The 25251-nt window shown below is 74.4% G+C and carries 18 protein-coding genes; 8 read left to right on the top strand and 10 right to left on the bottom strand.

Annotated features, from left to right (window positions below):
• The first annotated feature begins 293 nt into the window (after positions 1 to 293).
• Positions 294 to 1916: a hypothetical protein gene (locus AB0910_RS30060; RefSeq protein WP_366747820.1), complete on the top strand. Its 1623-nt coding sequence runs from the start codon at positions 294 to 296 to the stop codon at positions 1914 to 1916.
• Between the two features lie 44 nt (positions 1917 to 1960).
• Here the strand turns inward: AB0910_RS30060 and AB0910_RS30055 are convergent, their stop codons facing one another.
• The 3 genes from AB0910_RS30055 to panB all read right to left on the bottom strand — a co-directional run bounded on the left by AB0910_RS30055 (position 1961) and on the right by panB (position 5037).
• Positions 1961 to 2860, bottom strand: a complete 900-nt coding sequence (locus AB0910_RS30055; protein WP_366747819.1) for an ABC transporter permease — start codon at positions 2858 to 2860, stop codon at positions 1961 to 1963.
• Positions 2857 to 3906: an ATP-binding cassette domain-containing protein gene (locus AB0910_RS30050; protein ID WP_366747818.1), complete on the bottom strand. Its 1050-nt coding sequence runs from the start codon at positions 3904 to 3906 to the stop codon at positions 2857 to 2859. The genes AB0910_RS30055 and AB0910_RS30050 overlap by 4 nt, the downstream gene beginning before the upstream one ends.
• Positions 3907 to 4146: 240 nt before the next feature.
• Complete coding sequence (panB, locus tag AB0910_RS30045; RefSeq protein ID WP_366747817.1) at positions 4147 to 5037, bottom strand: 3-methyl-2-oxobutanoate hydroxymethyltransferase; 891 nt, start codon at positions 5035 to 5037, stop codon at positions 4147 to 4149.
• Positions 5038 to 5336: 299 nt separating this feature from the next.
• Between panB and AB0910_RS30040 the strand changes: the two genes are divergently transcribed.
• On the top strand, positions 5337 to 6356 hold the full coding sequence (locus AB0910_RS30040; protein WP_366747816.1) for an endonuclease/exonuclease/phosphatase family protein: 1020 nt from the start codon (positions 5337 to 5339) through the stop codon (positions 6354 to 6356).
• 42 nt (positions 6357 to 6398) lie between these two features.
• Here the strand turns inward: AB0910_RS30040 and AB0910_RS30035 are convergent, their stop codons facing one another.
• Positions 6399 to 7271, bottom strand: a complete 873-nt coding sequence (locus AB0910_RS30035) for an SDR family oxidoreductase (protein ID WP_366747815.1) — start codon at positions 7269 to 7271, stop codon at positions 6399 to 6401.
• 53 nt (positions 7272 to 7324) lie between these two features.
• Positions 7325 to 8686, bottom strand: coding sequence for a glutamine synthetase family protein (locus tag AB0910_RS30030; RefSeq protein WP_366747814.1), 1362 nt, complete (start codon positions 8684 to 8686; stop codon positions 7325 to 7327).
• Between the two features lie 297 nt (positions 8687 to 8983).
• Here AB0910_RS30030 and AB0910_RS30025 point away from each other — a divergent pair, with 297 nt between their 5' ends.
• Both AB0910_RS30025 and AB0910_RS30020 read left to right on the top strand, forming a co-directional pair.
• Entirely contained in the window at positions 8984 to 10744 is a 1761-nt protein-coding gene (locus tag AB0910_RS30025) for an NAD+ synthase (RefSeq protein ID WP_366747813.1), read from the top strand.
• A gap of 145 nt (positions 10745 to 10889) precedes the next feature.
• Complete coding sequence (locus tag AB0910_RS30020) at positions 10890 to 13910, top strand: bifunctional [glutamine synthetase] adenylyltransferase/[glutamine synthetase]-adenylyl-L-tyrosine phosphorylase (protein WP_366747812.1); 3021 nt, start codon at positions 10890 to 10892, stop codon at positions 13908 to 13910.
• Between the two features lie 65 nt (positions 13911 to 13975).
• On the opposite strand, the gene AB0910_RS30015 is transcribed toward AB0910_RS30020, so the two are convergent.
• Both AB0910_RS30015 and AB0910_RS30010 read right to left on the bottom strand, forming a co-directional pair.
• Entirely contained in the window at positions 13976 to 14896 is a 921-nt protein-coding gene (locus tag AB0910_RS30015; protein WP_366747811.1) for a phosphatase PAP2 family protein, read from the bottom strand.
• A 212-nt stretch (positions 14897 to 15108) separates the two neighbouring features.
• Positions 15109 to 16128, bottom strand: a complete 1020-nt coding sequence (locus tag AB0910_RS30010; RefSeq protein WP_366747810.1) for a LacI family DNA-binding transcriptional regulator — start codon at positions 16126 to 16128, stop codon at positions 15109 to 15111.
• A 159-nt stretch (positions 16129 to 16287) separates the two neighbouring features.
• Between AB0910_RS30010 and AB0910_RS30005 the strand changes: the two genes are divergently transcribed.
• Both AB0910_RS30005 and AB0910_RS30000 read left to right on the top strand, forming a co-directional pair.
• Entirely contained in the window at positions 16288 to 18060 is a 1773-nt protein-coding gene (locus AB0910_RS30005) for a glycoside hydrolase family 13 protein (RefSeq protein WP_366747809.1), read from the top strand.
• A 117-nt stretch (positions 18061 to 18177) separates the two neighbouring features.
• Positions 18178 to 18879: a DUF4230 domain-containing protein gene (locus AB0910_RS30000; RefSeq protein ID WP_366747822.1), complete on the top strand. Its 702-nt coding sequence runs from the start codon at positions 18178 to 18180 to the stop codon at positions 18877 to 18879.
• Between the two features lie 129 nt (positions 18880 to 19008).
• On the opposite strand, the gene AB0910_RS29995 is transcribed toward AB0910_RS30000, so the two are convergent.
• Entirely contained in the window at positions 19009 to 19725 is a 717-nt protein-coding gene (locus AB0910_RS29995) for a TetR/AcrR family transcriptional regulator (RefSeq protein WP_366747808.1), read from the bottom strand.
• Positions 19726 to 19777: 52 nt separating this feature from the next.
• Between AB0910_RS29995 and AB0910_RS29990 the strand changes: the two genes are divergently transcribed.
• Positions 19778 to 20089 (top strand): hypothetical protein, encoded by a 312-nt coding sequence (locus tag AB0910_RS29990; RefSeq protein WP_366747807.1) that lies wholly within the window; start codon positions 19778 to 19780, stop codon positions 20087 to 20089.
• 63 nt (positions 20090 to 20152) lie between these two features.
• Here AB0910_RS29990 and AB0910_RS29985 read toward each other — a convergent pair whose 3' ends face one another.
• Positions 20153 to 22171: a hypothetical protein gene (locus tag AB0910_RS29985; protein ID WP_366747806.1), complete on the bottom strand. Its 2019-nt coding sequence runs from the start codon at positions 22169 to 22171 to the stop codon at positions 20153 to 20155.
• Positions 22172 to 22630: 459 nt separating this feature from the next.
• Entirely contained in the window at positions 22631 to 23650 is a 1020-nt protein-coding gene (glnII, locus tag AB0910_RS29980; protein ID WP_366747805.1) for a glutamine synthetase, read from the bottom strand.
• Between the two features lie 394 nt (positions 23651 to 24044).
• Between glnII and AB0910_RS29975 the strand changes: the two genes are divergently transcribed.
• On the top strand, positions 24045 to 24989 hold the full coding sequence (locus AB0910_RS29975; RefSeq protein ID WP_366747804.1) for a Gfo/Idh/MocA family oxidoreductase: 945 nt from the start codon (positions 24045 to 24047) through the stop codon (positions 24987 to 24989).
• The last annotated feature ends 262 nt before the right edge of the window (positions 24990 to 25251 follow it).

Raw genomic sequence — 25251 nt, 5'->3', positions numbered from 1 at the left:
TGCCGTTGGCGATCGAGTTGGCGGCTGCGCGGTTGCGGTTGTTGTCGCCGCGTCAGGTGGCGGATCGGTTGGATGACCGGTTTCGGTTGTTGAGTAGGGGGAGTCGTACGGTGTTGCCGCGGCAGCAGACGTTGCGTGCGGTGGTGGATTGGTCGTGGGATCTGCTGGGTGCGGGTGAGCGTGGGGTGTTGCGGCGGTTGTCGGTGTTTGCGGGTGGGTGTGATCTGGTGGCGGCGGAGGCGGTGTGCGGTGCCGGGGCGGATGGTGGTGGTGGAGGGGTGGACATTGCGGACTTGTTGGGTTCGTTGGTGGACAAGTCGCTGGTGGTGGCGGCGCCCGGGGCGGAGGGTGCGATGCGCTACCGGATGCTGGAGACCATCCACGAGTACGCCTCCGAGCGGCTCGACGAGGCGGGCGAACGCGCTCAGACCGAGCGCAGGCACCTGGTGCACTACCGCGAACTCGCCCGTACGACCGACCCGTTGCTGCGCGGCGCCGCCCAGCGGACCGCGCTCGACACGCTCAGGCGCGAGTACGAGAACATCCGCACGGCCCTGCGCAGGGCGCACGCCGCCCGCGACGAGCACGAGACGCTCTGCCTGGTGCTCTCCCTGACCTGGTACTGGCAGATGGTCGACCAGCGCATCGAGGCGCGGCAGTGGCTCGCCAACGCCGCCGAGCTGGGCCCCGACCCGTTCGCTGCGCCCGTGCGGCCCGCGGAGCCGGTCCACCGGCGGTGCACCGACGGTCCGCCGCCGATGCCGGACGCCGTGCTGGTGGAGGCGCGCCGCGAGGTGGGGCTGCTCGGCCTCCTCAACACCGACCTGTCCACGGAGGAGTGGCTGAGCGAGCGCGAGAGCTGGTTCGAGTCCGTCGCGGGCGTCTACCGCCCCGGCCTGCCGCAGACCTGCCGCTACCCCGGCGTGTTCTGGGTGCTGACCCTGCTGTTCACCGGCGACGAGGAGCGGTTGGCGCGGGCCCTCGACGAAACGGTCGCCGCCTGCGAGGAGTTCGGCTACGAGTGGGAGCTGGCGAGCGTCCTCCAGCTGCGGGCCAACATGCGGGCCAACCGGGGCGCGTCCGCAGAGGCCGCGGTGCGCGACGCCGACCGGGCGCTCGTCGTCTTCCAGCGGCTCGGCGACGTGTGGAGCACCGCCGAGACCCTGTCGGCGCGGGGCGAGGCGAACGAGCGGCTCGGCCGCTTCGGCGCGGCCGTCGCCGACTTCACGCAGGCCACCGTCTACGCGGAGGGGCTCGGCGCGCTCCACCACATGGCGGTGCTGCGGGTGCGCCTCGCGCAGAACCTCATGGAGGTCGGGCGCGCGGAGGAGGGCGAGGCGATCCTGCACGAGGTGCTCAGCGGCTCCGAGGGCGAGGACGGCTCGGGGCACCACGAGGTCCCCGTGGCCCGGCTGTTCCTCGCGATATGGCTCGGCCGCACCGGGCGCGTCGCCGAGGCGCGCACCCAACTGCGGCTGGCGCGCGAGCAGTTCCGCAGCGAGGCGATGCTGGTCTTCCGCGGGTTCGTCAAGGACGCCGAGGCCTGGCTCGACGTCGAGGAGGGTCTCTACGGCCAGGGCAGGGAGCGCGTGCGCGAGGCGCTGGCCTACACCACGTCCCCGATGGCGCGGCTGGTGGCGCCCGAGATGGCCGCCGTGCAGCTGCTCATCGGCGCGCGCTGCCTCGCCGGGCTCGCGCCGGAGGGCGGCACCCTGGCGCGCGACGCCGCCCGCCTGCTGGGCGCCTATGAGGGCCTCGTACCCGCGGGCCACATCCGGGCGCCCTTCGAGGCGGAGCTGTACGAGACGGCGCAGAAGGAGGCCCTCACCGCCCTCGGCGGCGACGAGTCCCGCCTCGCCGCACTCCGCGCGGAGGGCGCCGCCCTGAGCCGCGAGGAAGCCGCTTCCCTGATCTGACCGGCCCGCGCCGCCGGTGTGCGGCGGGGGCCGGGCCGGGTCGCTCAGGTCTTGTCCCGGAACTTGCGGACCGCGAGCGGCGCCATCACCAGCGTGATGCCCGCGGACCAGGCCAGCGTCATCAGTGCCGAGTGGGTCACCGGGCCGCCGTCGACCAGGCCGCGCGCCGCGTCGGCGAGGTTCGACAGCGGGTTGTAGTCCGTGAAGCCCTGGAGCCACCCCGGCATGGTCTTCGTCGGCGCGAAGATCGACGAGCCGAACTGGAGCGGCATCAGCACGAGCATCGCGACGCCCTGCACGGCCTGCGCGGTCTTCATGGTCAGGCCGAGCAGGATGAAGATCCACATCAGGGCCGCGCCGAACAGCAGCGAGAGCCCCACGGCCGCCAGCAGGCCGAGCACCGACGTCTGCACCGTCATGCCGAGCGCGAAGCCCATGCCGAGCAGGATCGCCGTCGCGACCAGCATCCGGCCGATCTCCACCACGATCTTCGCGATGAGCACCGACGAGCGGGCGATCGGCATCGTGCGGAACCGGTCCATGACCCCCTTGCGGAAGTCGTCGTTCATGCCCGTGCCCACGGCCATGGCGATGTTCATGCCCATCATCGCCATCAGTCCCGGCACCACGTAGTTGAGGTAGTCGTGGCGGTCGCCGCCCAGGCTGGCGCCGACCGAGCCGCCGAAGACGTAGACGAACAGCACCGTGAAGACGATCGGCATCAGCAGCACGTCGAACATGGACTCGGGGTCCTGCCGGATCTGCAGCGCGTTGCGCCGCACCAGGGCGCCGATGTGCCGCAGGTTGGCCCGCAGGCCGATCCGCCCGTCGTCCGTGGCCGGTCCCGGGGAGCGGGGCCCCGGCGGGGCGGGCGCCTGCGCGTGCCGCGCGGCGGGCCCGCCCGTGGCCGGCTGCGCCTCGGCGCTCGTGGATGTCGTACTCATGCCGCTACCCCCTCGGTCTCGCTGCCGGCGCCCGCGGCCGCTGCCGCCGCGCCGTCCGTCGTCTTCTGGCCCGTGATCGCGAGGAACACCTCGTCGAGGCTGGGCAGGTGCGTGCCGATGTGCGCGATCGAGAAGCCGCGCGCGCCGAGCACCCCGATCACCGCGGTCAGCTGCTCGTCGCTGAGGATCGGCACATACAGCACGCCCTCGTCGGGCACCGCCGTCGCGCCCGCCACCCCGTCGAGGCCCGCGTCGGCGAGCACCCGCGCCATGTGCGGCAGGGCGGCCGTGTCGGTCGGGGTGATCTTCAGCGTGCGCCCGCCGACCCTGGCCTTCAGGTCGTCGACGCGGCCCGCGGCGATGACCCGGCCCCGGTCGAAGACCGTCAGCTCGTCCGCGAGCTGCTCGGCCTCCTCCATGTACTGCGTGGTCAGCAGCACGGTCGCCCCCTCGCCGACCAGCCGCTGCACCTCGTCCCACACCTCGTTGCGGGTGCGCGGGTCGAGGCCCGTCGTCGGCTCGTCCAGGTAGAGGACGGCCGGGCGGCCGATCATGGACGCCGCCAGGTCGAGCCTGCGCCGCATGCCGCCCGAGTACTGCATGGCGGGCTTCTTCGCCGCGTCGGTCAGTGAGAACCGCTCAAGCAGCTCGTCGGAGCGCCTGCGGGCCTCCTGCCGCGGCAGGTCGAGCAGCCGCCCGATCATGTAGAGGTTCTCCCAGCCGGAGAGCTTCTCGTCCACCGAGGCGTACTGGCCGGTCAGGCCGATGGTGCGGCGCAGCTGCCGGGGCTTGCGCAGCACGTCGTACCCGGCGACCGTCGCGGAGCCCGCGTCCGGCCGCAGCAGCGTGGACAGGATGCGCACGAGCGTGGTCTTGCCCGCGCCGTTCGGCCCCAGCACGCCGAGCACGGTGCCCTCGCGCACGTCGAGGTCGACCCCGTCCAGTGCCCTGGTGCCCTGGGGGCCGCCGAACTGCTTGACGAGCCCCCGCACCTCGACGGCGATGCCCCTGCGGTCACCGCTCAGGTTCTTGTCGATTCGCGTCATGCCCCCCATGGGACCAGGGGCCACCGACACGGCACCGACAAGCCACCGACAAGCCGCTGACAGCGGACGCCACCGGACGATGCTCGCCGACATATCGCCCGTATATCGCCGACCGCTCGCCCAACGGCCGTCCCCGCGGTGCGCGCCACCCCGAGCCGCCGTGGTGCCCGCCGTGCCCCGGCGCGCGGCGGCCCGCCGGCGGGGGACGGCCGGCGGGCCGCGGGTGGTGCGGGCAGCGGCTCAGTGGAAGGTGTGCTCCGCCTGCGGGAACGTTCCTGTGACGACCTCGTCGGCGAAGGCGCGCGCCGCGTCGCCCAGCGTCTGCCGCAGGTTCGCGTACTGCTTGGTGAAGCGCGGCGTCCGGCCGGGGGTCAGCCCCGCCATGTCCGTGTAGACGAGGACCTGCGCGTCCGTCTCCGGGCCCGCGCCGATCCCCACGGTCGGGATGTGCAGGCTCCGGGTGACCTCGGATGCCAGCTCGCCCGGCACCAGTTCGAGCACCACGGCGAAGGCGCCCGCGTCCTGCACGGCCTTCGCGTCCCGCAGCAGCTGCTGCGCGGCCTCCTCGCCGCGGCCCTGCACCCGGTAGCCCATGGCGTTGACCGACTGCGGGGTCAGGCCGATGTGGCCCATCACGGGGATGCCGGACTGCACGAGCAGCGAGATCTGCTCGTGGGAGCGCTCGCCGCCCTCCAGCTTCACCGCGCCGACCCCCGCGTCCTTCACCAGCCGGGTGGCGCTGCGCAGGGCCTGTACCGGCCCCTCCTGGTACGAGCCGAACGGCAGGTCCGCCACGATCAGCGCGCGCCGGGTGCCGCGCACCACGGCCGCGGCGAGCACCGCCATCTCGTCGAGCGTCACCGGCACCGTCGACTCGTACCCGAGGTGGCAGTTGCCCATGGAGTCGCCCACGAGCATCACGGGGATCCCGGCCCCGTCGAAGACGGACGCCGTCATCGCGTCGTACGCGGTGAGCATCGGCCACTTCTCGCCGCGCTCCTTGGCCGCTGCGATGTCGTGGACGGTGATCCTGCGGGAACTCTTCCCGCCGTACAGCGCCTTGCCGCTGCTGTCGGCGGATGTCGGGGAGGGTGCGTGCGCCGCCGCTGCGGCACCGGATGAAGAGGTCATGGCCTGCGGCCCTTTCGTCATCTCAAGGCGCCCTGACGGCGTCCCTGGACCACTTCCCATGGTGGCACCCGGGACGTGCGGCCGGAAGTGGGGGTTCCCGCCGGGACCTGTGATCCGGGCCCCACCCGGGGCCGGGAACCTCCCGGCGCCCAGGTCACGTCCTGGTCTCGGTGGGGCTGTCGTGAGGCGGCGGCGAAAGCCGGGCTCCATCCCCTAGGGTCGGACAGACCCGGGGCGGGTGCGCGGGGCGGGACCCCCGGCCCGTCACCGACGCACGGGCGAAGTCAGCGAGGGCATTCATGACGCAGGAGCACACGGCGGAGACGGTGGCGGTCGCGGCGGACGCTCGGGACACCGGTATCCGGCGGGGGCCGGGCTCCGTGCGCAGCTGGCGCTCGGGGGCCTGGCGCCGGGGCACCGTGCTCGCGGCCGCCGCCCTCGTGGTGACCCTCGTGATGGCGCTCCACTCGCACATCCCCAACGCCTTCGGCAACATGGGCTCCCTCGCCGAGACCTTCCTGCCGTGGCTCGGCCTCGCCGTCCCGGTGATCCTGGGGCTCGCGCTGGTCCGCAGGTCGGCCCTTGCGCTGGTCGCGCTGGTGCTGCCGGTCGCCGTCTGGCTCAACCTCTTCGGCGGACTGGTCGTCAGCAAGGAGGCACCGGGCGGGGACTTCACGGTGGCCACCCACAACGTGGACGCGGAGAACGCCGATCCCGCGGCCACCGCGGCCGACCTCACCCGCTCGGGCGCCGACGTCGTCGCCCTCGAAGAACTCGCCCCCGCCGCCCTGCCGACGTACGAGAAGGGCCTCGCCGGCACGTACAAGTACCACGCGGTCGAGGGCACGGTCGGGCTGTGGAGCAAGTACCCGATGACGGGGACCCGCGCCGTCGACATCCGCATCGGCTGGAAGCGCGCGATGCGCTCGCTGATCGACACGCCCCACGGGCAGGTCGCGGTGTACGTCGCACATCTGCCGTCCGTGCGGGTGAAGGTGCACGCGGGGTTCACCGCCAACCAGCGCGACGACAGCGCCAACGCGCTGGGCGCGGCGATCGCCGCCGAGCGGCAGTCCCGCGTGGTGCTGCTCGGCGACCTCAACGGCACCATGAACGACCGCTCCCTCAACGCCGTCACCGCGCAGATGCGCAGCACCCAGGGCGCGGCGGGCGACGGCTACGGCTTCAGCTGGCCCGCGGCGTTCCCGATGGCGCGCATCGACCAGATCATGGTGCGCGGCGTCGACCCCACGTCCTCCTGGACCCTGCCGGCCACCGGCAGCGACCACCTGCCGATTGCCGCGCGCGTACGCCTGTAGCGGCGGCGCGGCGCGGGGCCCGACGCCCCCGGGCCCGCCCGCTCAGCGGCCGCCCGCCGCGCGCAGCACCGTGCCGGAGACGTAACTCGCCTCGGGGGACAGCAGCCAGGCGACGGCCGCCGCGATCTCCTCGGGCTCGCCCGCCCGCCGCAGCGGAATGGCCGGGGCCATCCGCGCGGGGCGGTCCGGGTCGCCCATCGCCGCGTGCATGTCCGTGTCGACGAGGCCGGGTGCGACGGCGTTGACCCGGATGCCCTCGGGGCCGAGCTCCTTCGACAGACCCACCGTCAGCGCGTCGACGGCCGCCTTCGTCGCCGCGTAGTGCACGTACTCGCCGGGGCTGCCCAGCGTCGCCGCCGCCGACGACACGTTCACGATGACGCCCCCCGGGCCGCCGGTGCCGCCCGCCGTCATCTCGCGCACCGCGCGGCGGCAGCACAGCAGCGTGCCCGTGAGGTTCACGTCCACCACGCGCCGCAGCACCTCGGCCGAGGTGTCGGCGAGCCGGCCGAGCGGTCCGGTCACGCCCGCGTTGTTCACCAGCGCCGTGACCGGTCCGAGCTCCGTGGCCGCCGTCTCGAACAGCAGGTCCACGTCGCCCTCGCGCGACACGTCGACCCGTACGGTCACGCACCGCGCGCCCGCCTCCTCGACGGCGCGCGCCGTGCGGGCCGCGGCGTCCGCGTCGTTCACGTAGGCGAGCGCGATGTCGTGGCCGTCCGCCGCGAGCCGCGCGCAGACCGCGGCGCCGATGCCCCGGCCGCCGCCGGTGACCACCGCCACCCGCCGCAGCGGCGCGGGGCCCGCGCCCCCGTCCGCCTCGGCGACCGCACGCTCGACCTCCGCGGCCTCCGGCGCGCCCGGCGCCCCCGCCCTTGGCGCGGGGGCCGCCCCCGCCTCGCTGTTCTCCGTCATGAGCGACGTGTCTACCGCACCGGAGCGCCCCCGCGCAGCAGGGCGTCTGGGGTCTACAGCACCGGGAGGTTCTTGCGGAGTTCGAAGGCCGTCACCTCGGAGCGGTACTCCTCCCACTCGGACTTCTTGTTGCGCAGGAAGAACTCGAAGACGTGCTCGCCGAGTGTCTCCGCGACCAGCTCGCTGCGCTCCATCAGCGCGATCGCCTCGCCGAGGTTCTGCGGCAGCGGCTCGATGCCCATCGCGCGGCGCTCCGCGTCGGACAGGGCCCACACGTCGTCGTCGGCGCCCGCGGGCAGCTCGTAGCCCTGCTCGATGCCCTTGAGGCCGGCGGCGAGCAGCACCGCGTACGTCAGGTACGGGTTCGCGCCCGAGTCGATCGAGCGGACCTCCACCCGCGCGGAGCCCGTCTTGCCCGGCTTGTACATCGGCACGCGGATCAGCGCCGACCGGTTGTTGTGGCCCCAGCAGATGTACGAGGGGGCCTCGCCGCCCGCGCCCGCGCTGCGGGTCGAGCCGCCCCAGATCCGCTTGTACGAGTTGACCCACTGGTTGGTGACCGCGGAGATCTCCGCCGCGTGGTTCAGCAGGCCCGCGATGAACGACCGGCCGACCTTGGAGAGCTGGTACTCCGAGCCCGACTCGTAGAACGCGTTGCGGTCGCCCTCGAACAGCGACAGGTGCGTGTGCATCCCGGAGCCCGGGTGCTCGGAGAACGGCTTCGGCATGAACGTCGCGTGCACGCCCTGCTCCAGCGCGACCTGCTTCATCACCAGCCGGAACGTCATGATGTTGTCCGCCGTCGACAGCGCGTCCGCGTACCGCAGGTCGATCTCCTGCTGGCCGGGCGCCCCCTCGTGGTGGCTGAACTCGACCGAGATGCCCATCGACTCCAGCATGGTGATCGCCGTGCGGCGGAAGTCCATGCCCACCGCCTGCGGCGTGTGGTCGAAGTAGCCCGAGTTGTCCGCGGGCGTCGGCCGCGTGCCGTCCAGCGGCTTGTCCTTGAGCAGGTAGAACTCGATCTCCGGGTGCGTGTAGAAGGTGAAGCCCTGGTCGGACGCCTTCGCCAGCATCCGCTTCAGCACGAACCTGGGGTCGGCGAAGGACGGCGAGCCGTCCGGCATCAGGATGTCGCAGAACATCCGGGCCGTGCCCGGGGCCTCCGCGCGCCAGGGCAGGATCTGGAACGTCCCCGGGTCGGGCTTGGCGATCATGTCGGACTCGTAGACCCGCGCGAAGCCCTCGATGGCCGAGCCGTCGAAGCCCATGCCCTCGTCGAAGGCCTGCTCCAGCTCGGCAGGGGCCACGGCCACCGACTTCAGGAAGCCGAGCACATCGGTGAACCACAGGCGCACGAACCGGATGTCGCGCTCCTCGAGCGTACGGAGCACGAACTCTTGCTGCTTGTCCATTCCCACTCATCCTTGCTGGTCAGGCTGGTCGCCCCGGTGTCGTACCGTGCCCCGGCGGTCTGTGCGGACATGTGGCGGCACCGAGCATGCCATCACAGGGTTTCCGACAGATTGCGGCCCCCCGGCGGCTCCTGCGGCGGCCCCTGTCGCATCCCCGGTGCCCATACTGCCTGCCGGAACGGCCCGCGGACAGCCGGGCGGGCCCCAGGGCCCGCCCGCACGGCCCGCCGCCCGGCCGCGCCGGACAGCGGCCGGGTATCGCGTCAGAGCGACGATTAAGGTGACTACACTGGTCCCGTGCCTCAACTACGTCTCGCCCTGAATCAGATCGACTCGACCGTCGGCGACCTCGCGGGGAACGCCGAGGCGGTCGTCCACTGGACCCGGCACGCCGCCGAGCAGGGGGCGCACCTCGTCGCGTTCCCCGAGATGGTGCTGACCGGCTACCCCGTCGAGGACCTGGCCCTGCGGTCGTCGTTCGTCGAGGCGTCCCGCGCGGCCCTGCGGGCGCTCGCCGCCCGCCTCGCCGACGAGGGCTTCGGCGACATCCCCGTGATCGTCGGCTACCTCGACCGCTCCGAGACCGCGCAGCCGAAGTACGGGCAGCCCGCGGGTGCCCCGCTGGACGCGGCGGCCGTGCTGCACGGCGGCAGCGTGGTGCTGCGCTACGCCAAGCACCACCTGCCGAACTACGGCGTCTTCGACGAGTTCCGGTACTTCGTGCCGGGCGACACCCTGCCGGTCGTCCGGGTACGCGGCGTCGACGTGGCGCTCGCGATCTGCGAGGACCTCTGGCAGGACGGCGGGCGCGTGCCGGCGGCGAGGACCGCGGGCGCCGGGCTGCTGGTCTCGGTCAACGCCTCCCCGTACGAGCGCCTGAAGGACGACACCCGCCTCGAACTGGTGCGCAAGCGCGCCCAGGAGGCCGGCTGCACCACCGCGTACCTCGCGATGATCGGCGGCCAGGACGAGCTGGTCTACGACGGCGACTCCATCGTCGTCGACCGGCACGGCGAGACCATCGCGCGCGCCCCGCAGTTCGCCGAGGGCAGCGTCATCCTCGACCTCGACCTGCCGGCCGCCGCCCCCGAGCCGCCGTCCGGCACCGTCGACGACGGGCTGCGCATCGACCACGTGACGCTCTCCGCCGAGCCGCTGCCGCCCTACGAGCCCGAGCTGACCGGCGGGTACGCGGACCGCCTCGACGACGACGAGGAGGTCTACTCGGCGCTCGTCGTCGGCCTGCGCGCCTACGTCGCCAAGAACGGCTTCTCCTCCGTCCTCATCGGCCTGTCGGGCGGCATCGACTCGTCCCTCGTCGCCGCCCTCGCCTGCGACGCGCTCGGCGCGCACAACGTGTACGGCGTCTCCCTGCCGTCCAAGTACTCGTCGGACCACTCCAAGGACGACGCGGCCGACCTGGCGCAGCGCACCGGGCTGCACTACCGCACGGTGCCCATCGAGCCGATGTTCGACGCCTACATGGGCTCCCTCGGCCTCACCGGGCTCGCCGAGGAGAACCTCCAGTCCCGGCTGCGCGGCACGACGCTGATGGCGCTCTCCAACCAGGAGGGCCACATCGTCCTCGCGCCCGGCAACAAGTCCGAGCTCGCCGTGGGCTACTCCACCCTCTACGGCGACTCCGTCGGCGCGTACGGACCGATCAAGGACGTCTACAAGACGGACGTGTTCCGGCTCGCGCGCTGGCGCAACCGCGCCGCCGAGGAGCGCGGCCAGACGCCCCCCATCCCGGAGAGCTCCCTCACCAAGCCGCCGAGCGCCGAGCTGCGCCCCGGCCAGGTCGACACGGACTCCCTGCCCGACTACGACGTGCTCGACCGCATCCTGGAGCTGTACGTCGACCGCGACCAGGGCAAGGACGCCATCGTGGCCCTCGGCTTCGACGAGGAGCTCGTCGCGCGCACCCTGCGCATGGTGGACGTCGCCGAGTACAAGCGACGCCAGTACCCGCCGGGCACCAAGATCTCCGCCAAGGGCTTCGGCAAGGACCGGCGCCTGCCCATCACCAACCAGTGGCGCGAGCAGACCTCCCGCTGACCCCGCGGGGGCCGGGGCTCCCGGCACGCGCCCGCGCCCCGGCCCCGCCCCCGGGCCCCGCACGGGGCCAGGGTCTGAGCCTGCCCCTGTTGTCCCAGAACGCAGCGGCCCCGCGGCCGTGGCCCCACAGCTTACGGAGACACCGATGACGACGGCGCCGGGCCGACGCAGCAGCACCTTCACGCGCCTGCTGCGGCACGGATTCACCGACCCCTCAGCGGCCGAGCGCTTCCTCGACGCGCCCGCCGTCGCCGCCGTACGGGCCGACCCGCTGCTGCTCGACGCGCTCGGCGCGACCGCGGACCCCGACCTCGCGCTGCGCGGGCTCGTACGGCTCGCCGAGGCGCAGGAGGACGAGGGGGAGCGGCGCATCTTCCTCGACACCCTCGTCACGGCGAAGCCGCTGCGCGACCGGCTCCTCGGGGTGCTCGGCGCCTCCGAGGCGCTCGGCGACCACCTGGCGCGGCACCCGGGCGACTGGCGCGTGCTCGCCACCTACGAGTCCGCCGACCTGCACCCGGGCGTCAGCGAGTTCGAGCAGGTGCTCGCGGCCGCCGCGGCCGCCGCCGACCCGGTCGCGCTGCGCGTCGCCTACCGGCGCTGCCTGCTCGCCATCGCCGCCCGCGACGTGTGCGGCACGACCGGTGTCGCCGAGACGGCGGCCGAGCTCGCCGACCTCGCCACGGCCACCCTGCGCGCCGCCCTCGCCATCGCGGAGGCCGCGGCGCCCGAGGACGCCGCGGCCTGCCGCCTCGCCGTGATCGCCATGGGCAAGTGCGGGGGACACGAGCTGAACTACGTCTCCGACGTGGACGTCATCTTCGTCGGCGACGTACCGGAGGGCGCGGGGGACGCCGACGAGACGGCCGCCGTGCGGGCCGCGACCCGCCTCGCCTCGCACCTCATGCGGATCTGCTCGGAGACCACCGTCGAGGGCGCGATCTGGCCCGTCGACGCCAACCTGCGCCCCGAGGGCCGCAACGGGCCCCTCGTACGCACCCTCAGCAGCCATCTCGCCTACTACGAGCGCTGGGCCAAGACCTGGGAGTTCCAGGCCCTGCTCAAGGCCAGGCCCGTCGCGGGCGACGCCGCGCTCGGCGCCGCCTACCAGGAGGCCGTCGCGCCCCTCGTGTGGCAGGCGGCCGAGCGCGACCACTTCGTGCCCGACGTGCAGGAGATGCGCCGCCGCGTCGTCGCCACCATCCCGGCGGGCCAGGCGGAGCGCGAGATCAAGCTCGGCCCCGGCGGGCTGCGCGACGTCGAGTTCGCCGTCCAGCTGCTCCAGCTCGTGCACGGCCGCAGCGACGCCTCCCTGCACAGCGGCACCACCCTCGACGCGCTCGCGGCGCTCGCCGCCGGCGGCTACGTCGGCCGCCGCGACGCCGCCCAGCTCGACGAGGCGTACCGCTTCCTGCGCACCGTCGAACACCGCATCCAGCTCCACCGGCTGCGCCGCACCCACCTGATGCCGGACGACGAGGCCGACCTGCGCCGCCTCGGCCGCTCCATCGGGCTGCGCACCGACCCGGTGGCCGAGCTCAACCGCGCGTGGAAGCAGCATGTCGCCGTCGTGCGGCGGCTGCACGAGAAGCTGTTCTACCGGCCGCTGCTCGACGCCGTCGCGCAGCTCGCGCCCGGCGAGACCAGGCTCAGCGCCAAGGCCGCGGGCCAGCGCCTCGAAGCGCTCGGCTACGCCGACCCGGTGGCCGCCCTGCGCCACCTGGAGGCGCTGTCGTCGGGCGTCTCGCGCAAGGCGGCGATCCAGCGGACCCTGCTGCCCGTCCTGCTCGGCTGGTTCGCCGACTCGGCCGACCCCGACGCGGGCCTCCTCGGCTTCCGCAAGGTCTCCGACGCGCTCGGCAAGACCCCCTGGTACCTGCGGCTGCTGCGGGACGAGGGCGCCGCGGCGGAGAACCTCGCACGGGTGCTCTCCGCCGGGCGCCTCGCCCCCGACCTGCTGCTGCGCGCCCCCGAGGCGGTCGCCCTGCTCGGCGACCCCGAGGGCCTCGCGCCGCGCGGCCGCGCCGCGCTCGAAGCGGAGATCGTCGCGGCGGTCGGCCGCGCCGACACCGCCGAGGGCGGCGTCGCGGTCGCCCGCGGGGTGCGCCGCCGCGAGCTGTTCCGCACCGCCGCCGCCGACATCGTCGGCTCGTACGGCACGGAGGACAGCCCGGCCGAGGGCGACCACGGCGCCCTCGTCGACCGGGTCGGCACGGCGCTGACCGCGCTCAACGCCGCGACCGTCGCGGGCGCCCTGCGCGCCGCGGTCCGCGAGCGCTGGGGCGACACGCTGCCCACCCGCTTCGCCGTCATCGGCATGGGCCGCTTCGGCGGCCAGGAGCTCGCCTACGGCTCCGACGCGGACGTGCTGTTCGTGCACGAGCCGCGGGAGGGCGTGGACGAGCACGAGGCCGCCGTCGCCGCCTCGGCCGTCGTCACCGAGATCCGCAGGCTCCTCCAGGTGCCCACCGCGGACCCGCCGCTCCTGATCGACGCCGACCTGCGCCCCGAGGGCAAGAGCGGCCCGCTGGTGCGCACCCTCGCCTCCTACGCCGCCTACTACCGGCGCTGGTCGCTGGTGTGGGAGAGCCAGGCGCTGCTGCGGGCCGCGCCGATGGCGGGCGACGCGGACCTCGGCACCCGGTTCGTCGAGCTGATCGACCCGCTGCGCTACCCGGCGCGCGGCCTGTCCGAGGACGACGTGCGCGAGATCCGCCGCCTCAAGGCCCGTATGGAGACCGAGCGGCTGCCCCGCGGCACCGACCCCAATCTGCACGCGAAGCTCGGCAGGGGCGGTCTCACCGACGTCGAGTGGACCGTCCAGCTGATCCAGATGCGCCACGCCCACGAGGTGCAGGGGCTGCGCACCACCCGCACCAGGGCCGCACTGGCCGCGGCGCGGGAGGCGGGCCTCATCGACCCGGAGGCAGCGGCCACCCTCGACGAGGCGTGGGTGCTCGCGACCCGGGTGCGCAACGGCGCGATGCTGGTGCGCGGCAGGCCGGGCGACACCTTCCCCTCGGACAGCAGGGACCTGGCCGCCGTCGGCCGCTACCTCGGCTACGGGCCGGGCCGCGTCGGCGAGATGCTGGACGACTACCGGCGCGCCACGCGCCGCGCGCGGACCGTGATGGAGGAGATCTTCTACGGCTACGAAGCGCCCTGACGCCCGGCGCCCCGCAGACCGGCCCGCCCGCTCCTGCCCAGGGACGGGCGACCAGGCCCCCGCGCTCAGGCCCGCAGGGGCTCGGCAGGCGGGCGCCGCGCCCCGGCCGCGAGCCGGGGCAGCCGGTAGGGCATCGTGCCGTACCACGCGTACGAGACGGCGTAGCCGAACGCGAGGCAGAGGATGCCGCCGATGGCGTCGAGCCAGAAGTGGTTGGCCGTGGAGACGATCACCAGCAGGGTGAACACCGGGTAGCACAGGCCGAGGACGCGCGCCCACGGCGCCTTGGCCAGCGCGAAGATGGTCAGCCCGCACCACAGCGACCAGCCGATGTGCATCGAGGGCATCGCCGCGTACTGGTTGGAGACCGACTTCAGGTCGCCCGACGAGACCGAGCCCCAGGTGTGGTGCACCGCGACCGTGTCGATGAAGCCGCCGCTCAGCAGGCGGGGCGGCGCGAGCGGGTAGAGGTAGTAGCCGAGCAGCGCCACCACCGTCGTCGCGGCGAGCACCAGCCGGGCCGCCGCGTACCGCCCCGGGTGCGCGACGAACAGCCACACCAGGACGCCGACGGTGATGACGAAGTGCAGCGTCGCGTAGTAGTAGTTCATCGGGACGATCACCCAAGTCACCGAATTGACGGCGTGGTTGACCGACTGCTCCACCGCGATCCCGAGATGGTGCTCCGCGTGCCACACCCACCGCGCGTTGCGCAGGGCCTGCACCCGCTGCTCCGGCACGGCGTTGCGGATCATGGAGTAGATCCAGTAGCCCACGGCGATGAGCAGGATCTCGAACCAGACGCGCGGCTTGTGCGGCAGTCTACGGCGATGCATCCAGCCCCGTACGGTCGCGGAGGCGTCACCGGCCCGCACGGCCGACGCGCCCTTCGGCGGCGGCGAGTCGGCCACCTCGGTCCCCTCGTCAGCGGCGGGTGACGGCGCGGCCGTGAGACTGGTCCGTCTGTTCACGGTCGGTTCACCCATGACAACAGAGTTTGCCAGAAGGCCCGCACCGAACCGATCACCCTTCGGGTGGGTTCACCGTGCGTTTGCTCCACCTTGGGCGGTACATGACCATATCCGGGGCGAGTCCGCGCGACCTCATGGTGAACGCGCGTCCCCGAAGCGGTCTCACGCCCCGGGCCGTGCGGGGATACCGCGAATTTCCGGGAGATCCCGGGGAGGCCCGGCGGGCCTCACGCCCCGCGCGCCGCGGCCGTCGACCCGCGCACCACCAGCTCCGGCAGGAACACCAACTCGCCCCGCGCCGCCGGAGTGCCGGCGATCTCCTCCAGCAGCGTGCGCACCGCGGCCTGTCCCATCGCGGCCACCGGCTTGCGCACCGTCGTCAGCGGCGGGTCCGTGAACGCCATCAGGGGCGAGTCGTCGTACCCGACGACCGACACGTCGCGCGGCACGTCGAGCCCCCGCCGCCGCACGGCCCTGACCGCGCCGAGCGCCATCATGTCGCTCGCGCACACCACCGCCGTGCACCCGGCGTCCAGCAGCGCCGACGCGGCGGCCTCGCCGCCCTCCAGGGTGAAAAGCGACTGCACGATCAGCTCCTCGGCCTCCCGCCGCGGCTGCCCGAGGAGTTCGCCGACCGCGTCGAGGAACGCCTCCGTCTTGCGCACCACGGGCACGAACCGCCGCGGCCCGACCGCGAGGCCCACCCGCCGGTGCCCGAGCGCGACCAGGTGCGTCACCGCGAGCCGCACCGCCGCCCGGTCGTCGGGCGAGACGAACGGCGCGTCCACCTCCGGCGCGAACCCGTCCACCAGCACGAACGGCACGCCCTGGGCCCGCAGTCGCGCATAGCGGCCCGGGTCGGCCGTGGTGTCCGCGTGCTGCCCCGAGACGATGATCAGGCCGGCCACACCCCGCTCGACCAGCATCGCGGTCAGCCCGTCCTCCGCCGCGCCCTCCTGGGCCTGCGTCGCGAGCACCGGCGTGCAGCCCTGCCGGGCCAGCGCGGCGCCCACCGCCTGCGCGAGCGCCGGGAAGACCGGGTTGTCCAGCTCTGGCATGACGAGCCCCACCAGGGCCCCGCCGCGCCTGCGTTCGCGCACCGGGTGCGGGTAGCCGAGCGCGTCGAGCGCGGCGAGCACCGCCGTGCGCGTGCCCGCCGCCACCCCTGGGCGGCCGTTCAGCACCCGGCTCACGGTCGCCTCGCTGACCCCCGCCCGCGCGGCGATCCCGGCCAGTCGTGCGGTCATGGCACCGGACTGTACGGGACCCCGACGGCGCCGCGGCACCAAGATGCACGCCGAAACTTTGCTGAAAGATTGCGCAAGCTCTTTCGGCGCCCTGCCCGCACTGTTACGGTCCTGTCACAGAAGGCCACCGCCACGGCGCCGCAGCAACCCAGGGACGACATGACCGACCACCCCGCCGCCTCTGCCACCGACTCCGCCGAGGCCGCCGACTGCGCCGAAGACGACCAGACGCCCCCGAAGCCGCCCGCCGCCGGGACCCCCGCCCCGCGCGCCACGCCCGAGGCGGAGCGCGCACCCGCCGCGGAGTGGTGGCGCGGCGCCGTGATCTACCAGGTCTATCCGCGCAGCTTCGCCGACGGGAACGGCGACGGCATGGGCGACCTCGCGGGTGCGCGCAGCCGGCTGCCGCACCTCAGGGACCTCGGCGTCGACGCCGTCTGGTTCAGCCCGTTCTACGCCTCGCCGCAGGCGGACGCCGGGTACGACGTCGCCGACTACCGCGCGGTCGACCCGGTGTTCGGCACCCTCCACGACGCCGACGCGCTCATCCGCGAGGCGCACGCGCTCGGCCTGCGCGTCATCGTGGACCTGGTGCCCAACCACTCCTCCGTCGAGCACGAGTGGTTCAGGCGGGCGCTCGCCGAGGGCCCGGGATCGCCGCTGCGCGAGCGCTACCACTTCAGGCCCGGCCGGGGCCCGGCGGGTGAACTGCCGCCCAACGACTGGGAGTCCGTCTTCGGCGGCCCCGCCTGGACCCGCACCGCCGATCCTGAGGGCACGCCCGGCGACTGGTACCTCCACCTGTTCGCGCCCGAGCAGCCCGACTTCGACTGGGAACACCCCGCCGTCGCCGAGGAGTTCCTCTCCGTCCTGCGGTTCTGGCTCGACCTCGGCGTCGACGGCTTCCGCGTCGACGTGGCCCACGGCCTGGTCAAGGCCCCCGGCCTGCCCGACATCGGCGGCAGCGGCGGGCTGCGGCTGCTCTCGGGCGACGTCGTGCCGTTCTTCGACCAGGACGGGGTGCACGAGGTGTACAGGACCTGGCGCGCCCTCCTCGACTCGTACGCGGGCGAGCGGATCGCCGTCGCCGAGGCGTGGACGCCGACCGTCGAGCGCACCGCGGGCTACGTGCGCCCCGACGAGCTGCACCAGGCGTTCAACTTCCAGTATCTGGAGACAGCCTGGGACGGTGCAGCGCTGCGCGCCGTGGCGGAGCGCTCGCTGGCCGCGATGCGCACGGTCGGCGCGCCCACCACCTGGGTGCTCTCCAACCACGACGTGTCCCGGCACACCACCCGCTTCGCGGGCCCGGCGGACACGGGGCTCCAGACCCGCGAGCCCGGCGACCGCGCGCTCGGCCTGCGCAGGGCCAGGGCCGCCACCCTGCTGATGCTGGCCCTGCCCGGCTCCGCCTACCTCTACCAGGGTGAGGAACTCGGCCTGCCCGACGTCACAGACCTGCCGGACGCGGTGCGCCAGGACCCCTCGTACTTCCGCACCGACGGCCAGGACGGGCTGCGCGACGGCTGCCGCGTCCCGATCCCCTGGACGCGCGGCGGGAGTTCGTACGGCTTCGGCAGCGGAGGCAGCTGGCTGCCGCAGCCCGCCGAGTGGGCCGGGCTGAGCGTCGAGGCGCAGACCGGCGACCCGGGCTCGACGCTGGAGATGTACCGCGCCGCGCTCGCCGCCCGCCGGGCCCACCCCGGCCTCGGCGCGGGCGAAGGCGTCGAGTGGCTCGACGCACCCGAGGGCGTCGTGGCCTTCGCCAGGCCCGGCTTCGTGTGCGCGGCCAACACCACGCAGGCGCCGGTGCCGTTCGCCGCGCCCGGCCGGGTCCTGCTGACCAGCGGGCCGACGGCGCCCGACTGCCACGGCGGCGGCTCCGTCCTCCCGCCGGACACCACGGTCTGGTGGTCGACCGCCGCGCTGTGAACCGGGCCCCGGCCCGGGGCGCCGGGCGGGGCCAACGGGGCGCCCACACACGGCTGTTGCGAAACGGAAGCCGAACCGGCACCGGAACAGCGGCGTGAAGGGCGCCCGGCGGGACATCTGACAGGTATGACGTCCACAGACGCGCCCTCCGAAGACGACACGCACGACACGCGCGGTGCGCGCCCACCGCGCACGCACCGCCTGCGCACCACGCTGGTCGCGGTCGTCGCCGTGCTCGCGCTGCTGTTCCTCGGCACCCGCATCCACCTCCTGCCGGGCCTCGGCGGGCTGTTCGGGGAGGAGAGCCACGACAGGACGGGCCCCACGCTGCTCCAGTCCATCCAGGACCTGCACCGCTACGAGGCGGCCGAGGGCAACTTCCAGGTCGTGGTCGACTTCCAGAAGGACGCCAAGTACCTGCCCGACGCGATCCGCGGCACCCGCACCCTCTACGTGGGCGCTGGCACCGTCGGCTCGTACGTCGACTTCAGCGGGATCGGCAAGGACGACGTGACCACCGACGCCGACCGCACGTCGGCGACGATCAGGCTGCCGCACGCGCAGCTCGGCAAGCCGGCGCTCGACCCCGACCGCTCCTACACCGTCGACAAGCAGCGCGGGCTGCTCGACCGGCTCGGCGACCTGTTCTCCGACAACCCGGACAGCGAGCAGGCCGTGACCAAGCTGGCCGCGAAGCACATCGCGGACGCGGCAAAGGACAGCGAGCTGACGCGGCGCGCGGAGACCAACACCACCGCCATGCTGGAGGGGCTGCTGCACTCCCTGGGCTTCACCAGCGTGCACGTCACGTACGCGTAGGCCGTCCGCGCACGCGGGGTCCGTTCGCGCACCTGCGTGGGCTGTCCGCGCACGCGCGGGCCGCCCGGCTGCGGCGCCGCGGCCGGGCCCGGGCCGCGCGCCGCGGCCGGGTCCGCGCCGGGCGGCCGGTCAGCCGCGGGCGCCGCCTAGGCGGGCGGCGAGGCCGGCGAGCGGCCCGTCAGGCGGCTCGGCCGCCAGGACCCGGCCGAGCAGGGCGGCCATCTCCTCGTCGCGCGCCGCGCTGACCGCGGCCAGGACCGCGAAGTCCTGCACGAGTTGGAGCTCCAGCTCGGCCCGCGGCACCGCGCGGTCCTCCAGCCAGGTCAGGGCCGTCGTCTCGGCGAGCGACACCCACGACCTGACCACGATCCGCAGGCGCTGCGGCGGTTCGTCCGCGACACCGAGATGGCGCAGGACCTCGTCGTAGGCCGCCCTGCGCACCCCGTCCACCACGCCCCGGCCCGCGGCCGCGCCGCCCACCGGGGACGCGCCGCCGCGCATCAGCGCCGCGAAGCCGGGCCCGTGTTCGTCGACGAAGTCGAAGAACCGCCCCATGGCCCGCAGCAGCCGGGCGCCGAACGGACCGGTGAGGGGCTCGTCGAAGCGCCGCACCAGGTCGTCGGCCGCGCGCCGCAGCGCGGCCTCGTACAGGCTCTGCTTGCCCGGGAAGTAGTGGTAGACCAGCGGGCGGGAGATCCCGGCGGCGGTCGCTATGTCGTCCAGGGAGACGTCGTCGGGCGCGTGCCGGCCCAGGAGTTCGAGGGCCACACCGGTCAGCTGGCGCTTGCGCTCCTCGACGCCCAGCCTGCGCCGCACCCGGGGCGGCGAGGTCGTCAGCGTGGTCATATGACAAGCCTAACGGGCGGGCTCGGGTGGACGTCCGTTACGCTCCCGGTTCATGAGCTCATCAGACCACGAGGAGATGCCGTCGGCCGCCGACGAGGAGGTCGCCGCGGTGGGGCTGACGCCCCGTCAGGCGCGCATGATCCGGGTCACGATGGGGTGGGTCGTCCTCGCGGGCATGGCCGTCCTGCTCTGGATCCGCCTCGAACAGCGCCAGTCGGTACTGGTGATGGGGGTCTACGGCCTGGCCATGGTCCTGTGCGGCGTGGTGATCGAACTCAGCCGCCACGGCAGGACCAGGCTCGGCACCTACCTGCTCTGCGCCGTCCTGGTCGCCGCGCTCGGCGCGGACTGGCTGCTGCCCTGAGCCGCCCCCGCCCCCGCCCCTGTACGCGGGGGCGGGGGCGGGGGCGGAGGCGCCACGGGCGCCTCAGTGCACGGTGCCGACCGTGCCGCCGTCCTCCAGCGTGCCCTTGAGCCGGGCCTGGCTGCCCTCCTTGGCCTGCACGGCCATCAGCCTGCCGGGCACCGTGGCCTGCACGCCGCCCGACGCCGTCAGCGACGTGACCCGCTCGCTGCCTGCGCCCAGCAGGTACCAGGAGCCGGACGCCGACTTCCACAGCGCGCCCGCGACCGCGTCGGGCGACTTCGGGCCGCAGTCCGGGGAGCCGGTCGCGGTCGCGGTGATCGCGCCGGGGTTGCCGTTCTTCGCCGCGCCCGACGTGCCGGACGAGCCCACGGGCGCCTGGAACTGCGCAAGGACCCGGCTGTCCGCGCCGCGCCACGTCTCGCCGCGCGTGCAGACCCAGTCCGCCGTGCCCTCGCCCTCGGGCAGCGCCTGCTCCGCGTAGTGCCAGGAGTTGACCGACTTCACGCCCTCGCCGCGCATGGTCGGCAGCAGGCACGCCGTACGCGCCCAGGAGGCGCGGTCCGACGCGGACGTCGCGTCCTCGGGGTCGGCCGGCGACCCGGACGTCAGCCGCACCGGGGTCAGCTCGCCGAGGTCGGTCAGCAGCCGCCGGCCGCCGCCGGCCTCCTCGTCGTCCCGCACGCCCAGCGTGTCCCACGACGTGCAGGTGCTCGCCATGGCCGGGCTGCGCAGCGCGTCCGTCACGCCGTCCCCGTCGCGGTGCAGCGGCCGGGCGTCCTCGTCCGGCGCCAGCAGGTCCCGCACGGACGTCCCGGCCACCCAGGGGGCCGTCAGATAGCGGACGTTGCCGTCGGAGCGGTCCAGCACGACCGCGTCGGACGAGCCGTCGCCCGCGCCGTCGACCCGCGCGAAGTCGACCGCCGCCGCCTGCGCGCCCTGGACGGTCTCCGCGTACCGCACCACCCGCAGGCCGTCGTAGAACAGCACCACCCTGGCCCGGTCCACCGTCCCCGCGTACAGCAGCTGCGGCGGTCCCATCGGCGGCCCCGACGGCGTCCCGGGCGTCGCCGACACCTGTACGCCCGTCCCCGGGCGCGCCCACACCGCGAGCGCCCTGCGCAGCAGTTCGGTGTCCTTGACGAGCGGGCCGCGCGCGGGCCACACCGAGAAGTCCGTACGGGACGAGTCCCGCCACGCGGACGGCGCGGCCCGCACCACCTTCGCCGGGTCGAGCGCCGCCTGCGCCGCCGCGTTCTGCGCGTACGCGGGGGCGGCGGGCCCGTCGGGCCCCCAGCCGTCCCCGGGGAGGCCGAGCAGCGCCCCGCACACCACGAGCGCGGCGAGAGCGGCGAGCGCGGCCCTGCCGTGCTGGCGGCGGCGCGCCAGGTCGGTGGGGCGCGCCTGGAGCGCGCACGGGTCGAACGCGGGGGAGCGCAGCAGCGACACGTCGACGCCCTCGGCCGCGCGCGCCGCCGAGGCGACAGCGGTGGCCGGGTCGTCGACCCCCGCGTCGTCGAGCACCCGCCGCACCTCCGCGTCGGGCAGCCGTTCGAGCACGCTCAGCACCAGCGCGGCACGCGCCGCCGCCGACAGCTTGGCCAGCCGCTGCTCCACCGCGGGCTCGCCCGCCGCGCCCTGCCGGGGCGCGAGCCGCACGCCCCACACGCGCGGCAGCAGGGGCGGCAGTTGCGCACGCCGGGGGAGCGCGAGGCGCAGCAGCGGCAGCTCGGCGTCGAGCGCCTGCCGTACGACCACGGCCCGCAGCGCCGCGTACCCGGGGTCGCGCACGGCGCCCTGCGCGCCGTCGCGCGGACCGGGCAGCGCCGCCTGCGCGTCCTTGTCCCGGCCGCGCGGCAGCGAGCGCTGCACGATCGCGTGCGCGGTGAGTACCCGGCGCCCGCGGCCGAGGGACGGCGCGAGCACCAGGTACGCGAGGCGTACCAGGCGCGGGTAGTGCTCGAAAAGAACGGCCTCTGACCGGCCGGCACCGGCAGGGGAGAACGGCTGCGCCGGCCCCTCGGGCCCCGCAGGGGATCCGGGACCGGCGGGAGGCGGGGAGACGGCATCGTGGGAACGCACGTGGGGCACAACGAGCGGGAAGTCGTACGGTCACTCCGCCCCGCGCCCGCGCCGCCCGGGAGGTGGTACGGCCCGCGCCGACGGGGCGCGCTGGCCTGACCGCACGCCCCTGACGGCGGCGCGCAGCGCGCCGGGGCCGCACCTGACCGGGCGCCGAGGTCCGAGGGACGGGTGCGGGGTGCGGTGTGCGGGGTGCCGAGCGTCGAGGTCCTGCGGACGGCGTCAGGCCGTGCCGCGGCCCTCCCTGCCGTGGTCGAGGTGGGCGAGCACCGAGAGGACGCGGCGGTTGTCGTCGTCCGGGCACACGAGTGTGGGGGATGGCCGGTGCAGGCGGCCACCCCCCACGTACCCCGGGGCCCCCACGGCCCCCGCGGCTTCCGCCGCGTCCAGGGCGCCCCGCCGCACGGGCGGGGCGCGGTGCGGAGCCCGGGGCACGGCCCGGGGCGTCCGCCGTACGGCTCAGGCCTGCCCGGCCTTCTCCAGCGCCGTGCAGCAGGTGTCGACGATCAGCCGCGTCACCACGTACGGATCGACGTTGGCGTTCGGACGGCGGTCCTCGATGTACCCCTTGCCGTCCCGCTCCACCTGCCAGGGAATGCGGACCGATGCGCCGCGGTCCGAGACGCCGTAGCTGTACTCGTTCCACGGGGCGGTCTCGTGCAGCCCGGTCAGCCGCTCGTCGATGCCCTCGCCGTACTGCTTGACGTGGTCCATCGGCTTCGAGCCCTCGCCGAGCGCCTCGCAGGCCGTGATGATCGGCGCGTACGCCTCGCGCATGGCGCGGGTCGAGAAGTTGGTGTGCGCCCCCGCGCCGTTCCAGTCGCCCTTCACCGGCTTGGGGTCGAGGGTCGCCGACACCCCGAAGTCCTCCGCGGTGCGGTAGAGCAGCCAGCGCGCGACCCACAGGTGGTCGGCGGCCTCCAGCGGCGCCAGCGGGCCGACCTGGAACTCCCACTGCCCGGGCATGACCTCGGCGTTGATGCCGGAGACGCCGAGCCCGGCCCGCAGGCAGTTGTCGAGGTGCGCCTCCACGATGTCCCGGCCGAAGATCTCGTCCGCGCCCACCCCGCAGTAGTAGCCGCCCTGCGCTGCGGGGAAGCCACCCTCCGGGAAGCCCAGCGGGCGCGAGCCCTTGAAGAACGTGTACTCCTGCTCGATGCCGAAGACCGGCTCCTGCCCCGCGAACCGCCCCGCCACCTCGGCGAGTTCGGCCCGGGTGTCGGACTCGTGCGGCGTCATGTCGATGTCGAGCACCTCGCACAGCACCAGCACGTCGGCGCCGCCCCTGATCGGGTCGGGGCAGGTGAAGACCGGCTTCAGTACGCGGTCCGAGGCGTGGCCCTCCGCCTGCCCGGTGCTCGACCCGTCGAAGCCCCAGACCGGCGGCTCCGCGCCGTCCTGCATGATCTTCGTCTTGGAGCGGAGCTTGGCCGTCGGCCGGGTGCCGTCGATCCAGATGTACTCGGCCTTGAACGCCACGGTCCTCATCCTTCGCTCTGCTGGGTGCGCGCGGGGCGAGCGCCGCATACGCCGCGAGCGCGCCGCGCGGCGGCTCTGCGGGCAAGGTTCGCAATGTGCCATTTCTCAACCGTTGCCCGGTGGTGAACCGGGTGTTACCTGTCTGTCCCGTACGACGCCGACCGGCCGGGCCGTACGGCGCGGGACCACGGCCCACCTCGCTGCCCTCGCCGCGGGAGCGCGGCCGCCCGCCCACCGGAGGGCCGCGGCCGCCCACGGCGCGACCATGATCACCCTCCGGGACACGGCCCCCGTCCCGGGATCGCGGCCCCTACCGTCAAGTAGCCGCGCACTTACCACCGGTACGCGGATGCCGGGCGCCCGCGGGCGCCGCGGACACGGCAGACTGAGCGGCATGAGTAAGTCACGCATCGGACTTTTCGGTACGGGACCGTGGGCGCAGATGACCCACGGCCCGGCCCTCGCCGCCCATCCCGGCATAGAGCTGAGCGGTGTCTGGGGCCGCCGCCCGGACGCCGCGGGCTCCCTCGCCGGCACGCTGGGCACGACCCCGTACTCGGGCGACGACGGCGTCGACGCGCTGATCGCGGCGAGCGACGCCGTCGCCTTCGCCCTGCCGCCCGACATCCAGGCACCGCTCGCGGCGCGGGCCGCGGCCGCAGGCAGGCACCTCCTCCTCGACAAGCCGGTCGCCACGACCGTCGACGGCGCCCGCGAGGTCGCGGACGCGGCCGAGCGCGCCGGGGTCTTCTCCGTCGTCTTCTTCACGGCGCGCTTCGAACCGGCCACGGCCCGGTGGATCGACGAACAGGCCGCGGTCGGCGACTGGTTCACCGCCCACGCCCACTGGCTCGGCTCGCTCTACCCCGAAGGACCCGAGGGGCAGCAGAGCCCTGACGAACCAGACAACCCCTTCGCCGCCTCGCCGTGGCGGCGCGAGAAGGGCGGCCTGTGGGACGTCGGCCCGCACGCCCTCTCCGTCCTGCTGCCGCTCCTCGGCGACGTGGCGGACGTGACCGCCGTACGCACCGGACGCGACCTCACCCACCTGGTGCTGCGGCACGCAGGGGGCGCCGCAAGCTCCGTCGCGCTGAGCCTGAGCGCCCCGAAGGCCGGCTCGGGCAACGCCGTGGAGCTGAGGGGCCGGCACGGCGTCGTCCGCATGCCGGAGGGCCGGGGCAGCGCGCAGCAGTCCTTCGAGTCGGCGATCGACGCCCTGCTCGAAGCCGTGCGGACGGGGAGGCCGCACGACGTCGACGCACGGTTCGCCGCCCGCGTCACCGAGATCCTCGCCGAGGCGGAGCGCGGCATCGCGGCGTCCCGGGCGAGCGGCGCGTAACGCCACCGCCCGGGGCCGGGCCCGTCCTGCGCGTCGCAGGGCGGAGGACGGGCCCGACCGCTGCGCGCGGCCCGCACCGCCTCTCCTCGACCGCCCGCTCCAGCAGCCCCAAAACCCTTCTGGCCAGCGGGGATTGTCAGTGGGCTGTCGTAAAATGGAGGCAGTTCGCAGGAGCTGAACGACCGTGTGCCAGCCACCGCTTGGAGGTCACCGATGGCCGCTGCCGCGATGCCGGAGACGACGAACGAGACCACCGACCGCA

This window comes from Streptomyces sp. NPDC047002, from assembly GCF_040704505.1.
Classification (GTDB): domain Bacteria; phylum Actinomycetota; class Actinomycetes; order Streptomycetales; family Streptomycetaceae; genus Streptomyces.
The sequence above is the reverse complement of the archived record's forward strand: the minus strand, read 5'-3'. Positions and strand labels throughout refer to the sequence as shown.

Bases quoted from the DNA above. Each gene is read 5' to 3' on its own strand.
- AB0910_RS30055 (WP_366747819.1), bottom strand. From the start codon at position 2,860: ATGAGTACGACATCCACGAGCGCCGAGGCGCAGCCGGCCACGGGCGGG.
- AB0910_RS30050 (WP_366747818.1), bottom strand. From the start codon at position 3,906: ATGACGCGAATCGACAAGAACCTGAGCGGTGACCGCAGGGGCATCGCC.
- panB (WP_366747817.1), bottom strand. From the start codon at position 5,037: ATGACCTCTTCATCCGGTGCCGCAGCGGCGGCGCACGCACCCTCCCCG.
- AB0910_RS30040 (WP_366747816.1), top strand. From the start codon at position 5,337: ATGACGCAGGAGCACACGGCGGAGACGGTGGCGGTCGCGGCGGACGCT.
- AB0910_RS30035 (WP_366747815.1), bottom strand. From the start codon at position 7,271: ATGACGGAGAACAGCGAGGCGGGGGCGGCCCCCGCGCCAAGGGCGGGG.
- AB0910_RS30030 (WP_366747814.1), bottom strand. From the start codon at position 8,686: ATGGACAAGCAGCAAGAGTTCGTGCTCCGTACGCTCGAGGAGCGCGAC.
- AB0910_RS30020 (WP_366747812.1), top strand. From the start codon at position 10,890: ATGACGACGGCGCCGGGCCGACGCAGCAGCACCTTCACGCGCCTGCTG.
- AB0910_RS30015 (WP_366747811.1), bottom strand. From the start codon at position 14,896: ATGGGTGAACCGACCGTGAACAGACGGACCAGTCTCACGGCCGCGCCG.
- AB0910_RS30010 (WP_366747810.1), bottom strand. From the start codon at position 16,128: ATGACCGCACGACTGGCCGGGATCGCCGCGCGGGCGGGGGTCAGCGAG.
- AB0910_RS30005 (WP_366747809.1), top strand. From the start codon at position 16,288: ATGACCGACCACCCCGCCGCCTCTGCCACCGACTCCGCCGAGGCCGCC.
- AB0910_RS29995 (WP_366747808.1), bottom strand. From the start codon at position 19,725: ATGACCACGCTGACGACCTCGCCGCCCCGGGTGCGGCGCAGGCTGGGC.
- AB0910_RS29990 (WP_366747807.1), top strand. From the start codon at position 19,778: ATGAGCTCATCAGACCACGAGGAGATGCCGTCGGCCGCCGACGAGGAG.
- AB0910_RS29975 (WP_366747804.1), top strand. From the start codon at position 24,045: ATGAGTAAGTCACGCATCGGACTTTTCGGTACGGGACCGTGGGCGCAG.